At 36.2% G+C, this 1,890-nt stretch carries 1 protein-coding gene; it reads right to left on the bottom strand.

All coding sequences use genetic code 11. The features are described from left to right. A partial coding sequence (locus TY19_RS10855; RefSeq protein ID WP_042282521.1) for a hypothetical protein occupies window positions 1–1,890 on the bottom strand: 1,890 nt, incomplete at both ends.

Below are 1,890 nucleotides of genomic sequence, written 5' to 3'. Positions count from 1 at the left end.
TTTTCCTAGTTCCTGCATTAAATCTCGATTTTGCTGAATTATTCTCTTTATTTCCTCTAAATCCTTTTGTAAGCCGGTTTTTTTTATCACACTTTTATAAGATTCATAAAGTTCAGCCTTGCCATATGATAACTTTTCAGCTAAATCTAGCTTTTTTTCAGGTTCAAGATTTAGGAAAGATGAATTTTCAGGTAGATTCTCTTCTAGTGAGAACAACAACCACTTTTCTTTTGGAGTCAACTCCTTTTCTTTCAATTCTTGCTCAAACTCTTCTTTTTCCCTCTCTTTCTCCTTTATAGTGATCGTTAGTTCCTCGATTTGTTTTTGATGTTGAAAAAAAGGGGCTTGCCGATACTGTTGATAGCGATTTTCAAATGTTTCATCCATCCATCCTGTTAACTCTGTTCTAAAGTCATGGAGCGTTTTTTGCATTGTTTTCATTCTTGCTTGTTCTATTTTAAAATCCACAACCGCTATATGGAAAGAAGAATGATTAAGATTTGCTAATGCATCGAGAAGGCGCATGAGTTCATTAACGGTGCTTTGCACCTCTTTTAAATTTTCTAACTTTTTGTACAAGGAAGTGTGACTCGCACTAGTTTGTGCAATCTCTAACCCGGTAAAAAGTTTGCCCAGCTTCTCCAATTCTCTTTCTAAAGCGGAAACTAAAACAATTTTTTCTTGGATAACCGTTAGGCCTTCATTCAGGTTTGCAATCATGAGCTCGCCTACTTGTTGAGTGCCTTCCAAAGGGCTAATCTCTTTTTTGGCAATCGCATTAAGGATTTGCATAGCACCGGAGCGCACTTTTTTTTCAATTAAATCGTCCACTTTATTTAAGGCAGAAGGAGCTATTAAAGTATGATGGTTTAAAAAATAAAAGTTCGTGTTTGCCCATAAAGAGGGATTCACCCACTTTTCAAACACTTCATCCACATTTACATCCACTCTCTCTAATCGTTTATTTTTTAGTAATGCATTAATAACAGTTCTAGGAACCCCTTTTGTTTGCAGTTTGCCTATCGTTTCTTCCGATAGTCTTTCTCTATCCTTTATATATTGGAATAAACCATCTTTTAATTCTGTTGCTAGGGCTTGATTCTCTATAGAAAGAGGAAATGTCTCTTTCCATAAGTTTTCAATTCCATTAGACGCACGAATTTTATTGTCCAAAATGGCTTTAATGGTCTTTTGAAGTCCTTCTTTAGAGACATTTAGCTCAAGGAGCCTTTCTTTTAACGGAAGAGGAATTTCTCTTTGGTTTTCACGCAATGCGCGTACTGCTTCCAGTAAAGACTCTTTTAATTCTTGATGTTCTGTAGAAGAAGGAAATGTCTCTTTCCATAAGTTTTCAATTCCATCAGATGCGCGAATTTTATTGTCTAAAATTGCTTTAATGGTTTTTTGAAGCCCTTCTTTAGAGACATTTAGCTCAAGGAGCCTTTCTTTAAAAGGAAGAGGAATTTCTCTTTGGTTTTCACGCAATGCGCGTACTGCTTTCACTAAAGACTCTTTAAGCGTATAAAGATAGGTATCATTCACTTCGGCAAATAAAGAGTGATGACAAGCTTCTGTGCCTGTTTGTTCTGAGCCAATATAAAATTGTTTTTTGGCTGGTAGCCAATCAATTTGACATTCCAACCCAGAGTAAGCTATGCCCATGTGAAGAAAAAGAAGCAGCCGCGCTTGCGCATGCATGTCAATTAATTTTGCAGGGGGATTTCCATTTTTATCTCCCCGATTGTTATAGGCATCCATTTCAGCAATGAATTGACCAAGCTTCAAAGAAAGGGGTTTATCAATTTGGAAAAAGGGTTCTACAGCTTTTGCAATAAATTCTTTTGCATTGATATAAATTTCTCTATTGCTCTCTAAACCAAAGGAAGAACG

This window comes from Candidatus Protochlamydia sp. R18, assembly GCF_000648255.1.
Lineage (GTDB): Bacteria > Chlamydiota > Chlamydiia > Chlamydiales > Parachlamydiaceae > Protochlamydia > Protochlamydia amoebophila.
Note: the sequence above shows the minus strand (reverse complement) of the source record. Positions and strands in the feature narration are given on the sequence as shown.